The sequence below is a fragment of the Pseudovibrio sp. POLY-S9 genome (assembly GCF_001431305.1).
Taxonomy (GTDB): domain Bacteria; phylum Pseudomonadota; class Alphaproteobacteria; order Rhizobiales; family Stappiaceae; genus Pseudovibrio.
Genome location: NZ_LCWX01000198.1, coordinates 92,405 through 100,217, shown reverse-complemented (window position 1 = coordinate 100,217; position 7,813 = coordinate 92,405). Strand labels below are relative to the sequence as shown.

The 7,813-nt window shown below is 49.0% G+C and carries 7 protein-coding genes; 1 reads left to right on the top strand and 6 read right to left on the bottom strand.

Annotation, left to right across the window (positions count from 1 at the left end):
• The 3 genes from lepA to PPL9_RS19445 form a co-directional block, all read right to left on the bottom strand.
• Positions 1-1,312 (bottom strand): translation elongation factor 4 (gene lepA / locus PPL9_RS19455; protein ID WP_244273424.1); only part of this gene is annotated, 1,312 nt, incomplete at its 3' end.
• Positions 1,313-1,441: 129 nt separating this feature from the next.
• Positions 1,442-2,185 carry a hypothetical protein gene (locus PPL9_RS19450; RefSeq protein ID WP_057464232.1) on the bottom strand — a complete coding sequence of 248 codons (744 nt, stop codon included), beginning with the start codon at positions 2,183-2,185 and terminating at the stop codon, positions 1,442-1,444.
• 240 nt (positions 2,186-2,425) lie between these two features.
• Positions 2,426-3,127 (bottom strand): outer membrane beta-barrel protein, encoded by a 702-nt coding sequence (locus PPL9_RS19445; protein WP_161831370.1) that lies wholly within the window; start codon positions 3,125-3,127, stop codon positions 2,426-2,428.
• 433 nt (positions 3,128-3,560) lie between these two features.
• Here PPL9_RS19445 and PPL9_RS19440 point away from each other — a divergent pair, with 433 nt between their 5' ends.
• Positions 3,561-4,088 (top strand): GNAT family N-acetyltransferase, encoded by a 528-nt coding sequence (locus tag PPL9_RS19440; RefSeq protein WP_057464230.1) that lies wholly within the window; start codon positions 3,561-3,563, stop codon positions 4,086-4,088.
• 47 nt (positions 4,089-4,135) lie between these two features.
• Here the strand turns inward: PPL9_RS19440 and PPL9_RS19435 are convergent, their stop codons facing one another.
• The 3 genes from PPL9_RS19435 to PPL9_RS19425 all read right to left on the bottom strand — a co-directional run bounded on the left by PPL9_RS19435 (position 4,136) and on the right by PPL9_RS19425 (position 7,793).
• Positions 4,136-4,834, bottom strand: a complete 699-nt coding sequence (locus PPL9_RS19435) for a hypothetical protein (protein ID WP_057464229.1) — start codon at positions 4,832-4,834, stop codon at positions 4,136-4,138.
• Between the two features lie 834 nt (positions 4,835-5,668).
• Entirely contained in the window at positions 5,669-6,661 is a 993-nt protein-coding gene (mepA, locus tag PPL9_RS19430) for a penicillin-insensitive murein endopeptidase (protein WP_057464228.1), read from the bottom strand.
• 88 nt (positions 6,662-6,749) lie between these two features.
• On the bottom strand, positions 6,750-7,793 hold the full coding sequence (locus PPL9_RS19425) for a patatin-like phospholipase family protein (protein WP_057464227.1): 1,044 nt from the start codon (positions 7,791-7,793) through the stop codon (positions 6,750-6,752).
• Between the last annotated feature and the right edge of the window lie 20 nt (positions 7,794-7,813).

Genomic DNA, 7,813 nt, shown 5'->3' with positions numbered 1-7,813 from the left:
AAAGGTCAACCTGCACACCACGGCGATCCTGACACAGCTTCAAGATGGCACCGAGGTACTCATCTGGTGTCATAATGTTCGCACGGATCCATGGCTCGCGGATTTCTTTGATCTTCACAACATCCGGCATATCAGCAGGGTTGTGCATCTCAAACTGAGAACCGTCTGTCATCTCCATCTCATAAACAACAGATGGCGCTGTTGCGATCAGATCAAGGTTGAACTCACGGGACAGGCGTTCCTGAATAATCTCAAGGTGCAGCAGACCAAGGAAGCCACAGCGGAAACCAAAACCAAGCGCAGCCGATGTTTCCATCTCATAGGAAAATGACGCATCATTGAGGCGCAGCTTGCCCATAGCAGAGCGTAGGTCTTCAAAGTCGTTGGCATCAACCGGGAAGAGACCACAGAACACAACAGGCTGAGCAGGCTTAAAGCCCGGCAGTGCTTCGGTGCAGCCCTTTTTATCCGTAGTTATGGTGTCGCCCACACGGGTATCAGCAACTTCCTTGATGGAAGCTGTCAGAACACCAATTTCACCCGGTCCAAGGCGGTCCGTTGCAACGAAAGCTGGGGTCATCACACCAACGCGGTCAACTGGATAAACAGCGCCAGTGCCCATCATCTTGATGGAGTCGCCTTTTTTCAGTTCACCGTCGATGATGCGAACCAGAACCATCACACCAAGATACGTATCGTACCAGCTGTCCACCAACATAGCCTTTAACGGGCCATCCGGATTGCCTTTTGGTGCAGGAAGCTGTTTGACGATTGCTTCCAAAACATCAGGAATACCAAGTCCGGTCTTCGCTGAAATCATCACGGAGTCAGACGTATCAAGGCCGATCACATCTTCGATCTGCTCTTTGATGCGATCCGGCTCAGCAGCAGGCAGGTCAACCTTGTTGAGAACGGTCACGATATCGTGGTCGTTGTCGATCGCCTGATAGACGTTCGCAAGCGTCTGCGCTTCCACACCTTGGGAGGCATCAACCACCAGCAGGGAGCCTTCCACCGCAGCAAGAGAGCGAGAAACTTCATAGGCAAAGTCCACGTGACCTGGGGTATCAATCAGGTTCAGCGTGTACTCTTCACCGTTATCTGCCTTGTAGATCAGGCGAACGGTTTGAGCCTTAATGGTAATGCCGCGCTCCTTCTCGATATCCATGGAATCGAGAACCTGCTCCGTCATCTCACGATCAGTGAGAGTGCCGGTAGACTGGATGAGGCGATCGGCCAGGGTGGACTTACCGTGGTCGATGTGCGCGACAATCGAGAAATTGCGAATATTGGACAAAGTTTTGGTCGTCATGGGCGCTCAATTACCACTGCTTTGCTCTATGGCAAAGCACATAATAAGCGCCCACGCGCTTTTTTGCCGTTTTCCAGCCAATAAAGTGAATAGCAATTGGCTTTCTCTCAGATTCTCGCTGCTATCTGGCTAAAAGTGATACTCAAAGCCAAGACCAAACAAATGAGCTGACATATCGGTCGACGCGTTGCCGGAGCCGGAGATATTGTCCGTTGTGCTCAGTGAGAAATCCGCGGTCTGGAAGAACCCGTATTCGAGTGTTGCTCCAAGTTTGGGGTTAATCGCTATGGTTACACCCCCGCGAGCCAACAAGGCCCCAACCGTCGACTGGCTGCCTTTGATTGTGAACTGATCCCCGTTAATTGTGCCATTGATAGTCCCGATGACAGGAAATGCAGCCCCAATGCTGATCCCGGCAAACGGAATGACCTTTTTGGTGAGGGGAGAAAGGGGAGCAGAAAGAATAACGCCGCCCATCACATAGGCGGCGGCCACAGTTCCACTTCCGCCGTCCACCCCGGAAAGGTTAGAAACGCTATTGCTGATGTAACCAGTATCCAGCTGCAGTTTGACAAAGTCCCCAGCCGTTACACCGCCAAACGCGGCGGCATTCCAGCCGATATTGTATTCGAAAAATTTTGTCCGCCCAGTCCCGGGTGTATAAAAATCACCATCAGGTGCGTAAGAAACAAAGGCCTTAGCACCTGCATAAGGTTTGAGTGGAAACATGCCCATCGCCGCTTTTTCAGCCGCTGCCGCAGCTGCTTCTTGCGCAGCCGCCGCCAAATCCGCAGCATAGGAACGGGCAGAGAGTGCTCCTGTCGCCAATAACGCAGAAACTAACATGATCACAGTAGAGGAAAACTTTCCCATTGCGCACTATCTCCTGAAGTCCTGAAAGGGAGATTCGCGCAAATAGACAAGTCTTACCAAATAATTAATGATGTAATTCACAGAACATGTAAAATATAGGTATCAATTACAATGATATAACTTGTCTGATCTCTATGAGGTCTGATGATATTACCAGTAGTCGCTATGCATAAAACAAGGCGGCAACCTGCCGCCTCTGTCAATAGTGAAAATTAGCGAAGTACTTACGTTTGTTACCCGCTAAAAATCATAGCGAAGACCAACGCCGATAAGGTGAGAACTTAGATCTGACTCCAGTGTGTTTTCTACTGAAACGCCGCTTTGGGTTGTTTTTTGCTTGATGTCAAAATCGGCCGTTTGGAAGTAAGTATAATCTGCAAAAAGGTGAGTGTTTTCATACGCCTCATAAGAAAGGCCGCCAGTGAGTTTCCATGCAAAAACATATTGATCTTCGATCTCGATTTGCCGTGTCTGACCCAAGAGCGCATTTGAGAGGATTGTTTTATCCATATCTGGCTTTGCAATGCCAATACCACCTCCCGCGAAGGCCGACAGCTGATCTGTAAGAGCAAAATCAGCAAGTATGTTTGCCATAGTGTATCTGGCAAAGATTTTTCCTCTTGAGCTGTAATCGATTGGAATGGTGTCACTGCTCATATCTTTGACCGAGTTGACAAGATATCCTAGTTCACCTTCAAGACGAAGATACTCATTCAACCTATATCCAAGGCTAGTGCTTGCCGACCATTCGCTTTTATAGTCAAAATCATAGCTATCAGTTGGCACACCTCCGATTGGGTCAAAGGTGCTACGAAGTGAAAATGCCTTTGCGCCTTTGAGCGAGATATACATGCCACTGTCTTGAGCCTGCGCAGCGGATGCTCCGGCAATTATTAATCCAACGCCCGCAATAAGGGTGGAAATACACAGAACCTGTTTCACTTCAAATACTCCAGATATGAAAGTGTAAGCAGATTGATATTCAAGGAGTGAGATAATTGCTGCTGAGTAACGTGTTCACTCTCTGTTAAGTAACGACTACCCGTAGGTGCAGTAATTAATTGATAACCTTAAAATCAACCATTGAAATTTGATGTAATGATCAAAAACTATGGTTAAATTTACGTAAAATAATCTGATAATTAGTAAATTTCAGCTATCTGATGTCCGCCCGGTTTTAACTCCAGATCCCAGACTATCCTGCAATAAACTCAAGTGTTTGCGCGCGGTGTGTTCTTGAGGCCTGTCGTAAAATATGACAATTCTGCTGAAAGTTCAGGCGTATCTATCAAAACTAGGCAAAAGTAGATTTACGGGGCAACACGCATACCTTCGCTCTAGCGTTTTTTGGCCCGGGTATTTTAAAGGGGCTTCCATGAAACTGCGTCATGCAACCAAATCTGATCTTCCTGTCATCCTGGAAATTCACAATGATGCAGTCAAAACTTTAGCTGCAATCTGGACGGATGCTTTAGAGACATTGGAAGACCGTAAGAACTGGTTCGAAAACCGGATTGCTGGTGGGTTTCCGATCATTGTGGCTGAAGACGACAACGGTGATGTGCTGGGATACGGCAGTTACGGCCCGTTCCGTGAGAAGCCTGGCTATAACAAAACCATGGAACATTCAGTTTATGTAACGCCGCAATCTCGTGGAAAAGGGGCAGGATCCGTATTGCTCGAAAAACTGATCGAACTTGCAAAACAAGATCAGAAACACGTCTTAATCGGTGCCATCGACAGCGACAACAAAGGCTCAATCCGATTGCACGAACGCTACGGCTTCAAAGTCAGCGGAGAGCTCCCCCAAGTCGGGTTCAAATTCGGCCGCTGGCTGGACCTGACCCTGATGACGCTCATCCTGAACAACGACAAAGCCCCAGCTGCGTACATGCATGATTGAGGAAAAAGGGAGCATCACGCTCCCTTTGGACTACTATCATTCCTTGCTTAATCTGATGGCCACGTAAGATAAAAACTCAAGTTCTTTGCTAAACGGATGTATGCGGCTCGATTGCCAGTCTCTTTGTCAATTGCCTGACCGTTCTCATTCAATGTAGTTTGCTCACTGAATACATCATGGGCCGCACGATATTTGCCTGTGAAATTGACAGAAGAAATGCCGTAAACGTAGCTTCCGTCTTCATCGAGGTAGACGATGTAGTTGGACTCTGTTTCTAGACCGTAGTCAGCCATGTCTTCAATGGAAAGCTCTCCTTTGTCGAGCGCTTGAAGCATTTGCCATGACTCGTGATCTCCCTCAGCTGCAGCTTCCTTCATTGCCTGATAGATGGCGTTTTTGACGCTCTTGCTCTCTGGATTGGTCCATTCTTCAGAGACATCAAAGAATTTCTGGATTGCAGCTTCTTTGCTTTTGATTTTGTTTACATACTTGTTTACGACTGTATTCATCTTGTCGAGGTCGAGTCCAACAAGTATTTCAAAAATCTTACTGACTGCACGGCCTGCTTCATTTGTATCTGTAGATGCATCAGCACTTGCTTTTCGCAGTTCATTATCAGGCTTGAACTCGAGAACTTCTTTGATAAGCCTTACTGAAACGTCACCTTGCGTCATTATTGGTGTTGGATCGAAATTGCCAGCTCTGTTTGTGAAGGAAAATGAGAGGCGTGCGCCTGCGAGCTCCATAACTAACACTCCATTAAAATATGACTAGTTGCTAATAAGGTCAGCAATATCGCTGAGCGTGCAGACATCATATCTGTTGGTAGCAAATTTTAGCTCTTACATGCGCTGGTTGATTTGTATTTGCATTAGATAGTAGAGTCAAATAATTACTATTTAATCATTTTGATGTAAATTTAAGTTTGTTTATCGTGATGTAGTGTCGATACTGCTTTTTGTAGTTTAGCTCGATAATCTCATTATCTTCTTCATGCATTGAAGGCTTTGTTTCTCTATCATACGCATTTCTAGAAGAAGAACGTCGCCATCTCATAACACTTGTTTGCAAGCGGATCGGTTAAAGTCACCTGGATCTTGTGCTGGAAGAAAGTCGGAATCTGCGTTATACGGGGCGGAAAAGGGCTCATTTATAAGAAATTCCCGCCATTGGTAACTGGAATATGCTGGTTCGGAACGCTTTCACGATATCTGTTCAATGCAACCTCAGTGTGGGAATGTACTCCCCTGCTTCCTTCTGCGGATTCCCACCAGCGCGGTAAAGCTGTCCGATCACTGCAGCTAGCATACCAGCACAACATCGCCCACTTGGCCGTTGTGGGCCAGTGTTCACGCCAGCCCCCAATGTCCCTGTTGGGCGTTGGTACTGCCGTGTCAGATCACGACCTGTGGAAAGGAACCGGGAGCAGCGACGCCATCCGATGCTAAATGTATAGAAGTAAGCTCTTTTGTTACGCCTTCTTCCAGCTCAAAGCTTGGAGAGGTGATGAGTGTTTGAAAGCTGCCACTGCTTTAAACGCCGAGCACGAATAACTCGGTACCACCAACCTAAAAAATGGACTACTCCGACCTCAAAACCGTCGCACAGCTGTTAGGCAGGTCGGCAACAGCTAGCGGAGGCTTAGGCTTGCGTGGTTTTGGTTTTTCACCTGGTTTCGGCTTCTTAGGAACCCAGGGAGCATCAGAAAGCCAATAAGTCAGCTCTTTACCGCAGCCATCACCAGCAGGTGGCACGGCCTGATTTTTACACTGTGTGCTACCGTCTGGGCAGGTCATCCGCACGTGGAAGTGATAGTGGTGTCCCCACCAGGGCCGTACTTTGCGCAACCAGTCGCGATCAGCACTCTCAAACTCACACAATGCTTTCTTAATTGTCGGATTTACGAAGATGCGAGCCACACCATCGTCCTGGGCAGCGCGGCGGATTAGTTTTGCATGGGCATCCGTCCAGCGTTTCGGGTTGACGCGGCGGTCCGCCCCCGGTTTGCTCAGGTTGCCATTCAGCATGGAAATTGCACTCTCTGACTCGCGTTGCTTGGCGCTGAAGCGTGTGTCTGGCATTTGTCTCAGCCAGATATCAGCATCCAATCCAATCTGATGAGAAGCATGACCCGTCAACATCGGGCCACCGCGCGGCTGCGAAAGGTCGCCAACCAGCAAGCCATTCCAGCCCAGATCTGGCGCATCAGCAGCCAGACGCTTTAGAAAGTCGATGAGAACAGGATGTCCCCAATTGCGGTTACGAGACAGGCGCATGACCTGCCAGTTCTCACCGTCTTTAGGAATAGAGACAGCCCCTGCAACACAACCTCTTGCATAACTGCCAAAGGAGAGAGGTTTCGTTTTGGCAGGCGTTTTCTTGTGCCCGAAGTGATACTTGGCAGCTCCCGGAAATTCTGGCTGCTTTTTCAGGGCGTCGCGATAATCTTCAGCAGAGAGCGGAGGCTTCGTGTCAGGAAGAGGCACAGCATGAGCATCAGCAGAAAGCAGGCTCACAACAATTCCACCAGCCATTAAGGCAATCGTGCGCTGATGACCTCTCAACCCAAACATGATCCCTCCGATGGATCCACGGCTATAGCGTGAATCACTTTCACTATTCGTCCTAGTGGTTGTAACAGGGGCGGAAGGATTGTGAAGCCTAAAAGCCGGGGCCATCCTGCCTTTCTTCCATGATGTCTGCCAGTTTGTCGAGCGCATCTCCGTGGCCAGAAAGAAGGTCATCTGCAATGCGGTTGAGCTGAAGCACTTCGCCCGGACGCACGCTATAAATGTCACTGCCAAAGTGCGGAAGATCAGCGTTGAGACGAATATACTCAATCCCCGGCATGTCTTTAAACAACACGTCTGCATACCGTCCCGTGGAGGCCGTTTGCCCATGCATATAGCTGGAAAGCAGGGGCGTGCCTTCTTCGGGAGAAAGCCAGCCACTTGTGCCCCAGTTCACTGCCTGATTAAAGCTATGCTTCTCTTCAACCGGATTACCTGAGCCAAGCGAGAGAATAATGATGTCTTTAGGCGCCCATCCATGACGACGTGCCTCTGCATAGGCTGCAAGTACTGGGTCATTCAGGAAGCCAGCAGCGTCAATCATGATTTCTTCATCGCCGGTCGTCAGGTTCTCAACGCGGGCTGGTTCAAACCACGATGGGGAGGAGGTCGTTGCCCGCACAGCCTGCCAGAAGTAATAGTCGTCCCGTCCAGTTGTGTTGTTGCTCATGGAAACAACACGGCGGTTTTTCAGGTCATACGCAGTCAGCAGAATAGCCGTCATACTGCAGGAAAGCGCACTCCAGCCAATATGCTGCTTGATAGCTTGTTCAATGGGCCGCTCCTGAATGCCCTTATTGAACTGCCCGAAAGTATGGTAGAGGCGTCGAGGCAGCCAGTGCCTGCGGTTGTTCATGTAAAGCTCGCGGGCTTCGATCTCAAAAAACTCTTGCAGTTCGCTGAGCGTCATCGCTGGCTGGCCGGATTTGTCACGGTCTGGGTTCGGCGCCGTCAGCCCGGCAGCAATCAGGCCGCCGCTGGATGTTCCGCAGATCAAATCAAAGTATCGGCAAAGAGGAGCGGATTTTCCGCGCTCATATAATTTGGTCTCAAGGCCGCGCAGCAGACGAATGGGAATAAGGCCGCGCGCTCCGCCACCGTCAATGGAAAGGATAATGCGTTTTCTTTTTTTCATAGACAAACCCGATACAGTGA

Coding starts and splice junctions, on each gene's coding strand:
- PPL9_RS19450 (WP_057464232.1), bottom strand. CDS start 2,185: ATGGGAAAGTTTTCCTCTACTGTGATCATGTTAGTTTCTGCGTTATTG.
- PPL9_RS19440 (WP_057464230.1), top strand. CDS start 3,561: ATGAAACTGCGTCATGCAACCAAATCTGATCTTCCTGTCATCCTGGAA.
- PPL9_RS19435 (WP_057464229.1), bottom strand. CDS start 4,834: ATGGAGCTCGCAGGCGCACGCCTCTCATTTTCCTTCACAAACAGAGCT.
- mepA (WP_057464228.1), bottom strand. CDS start 6,661: ATGTTTGGGTTGAGAGGTCATCAGCGCACGATTGCCTTAATGGCTGGT.
- PPL9_RS19425 (WP_057464227.1), bottom strand. CDS start 7,793: ATGAAAAAAAGAAAACGCATTATCCTTTCCATTGACGGTGGCGGAGCG.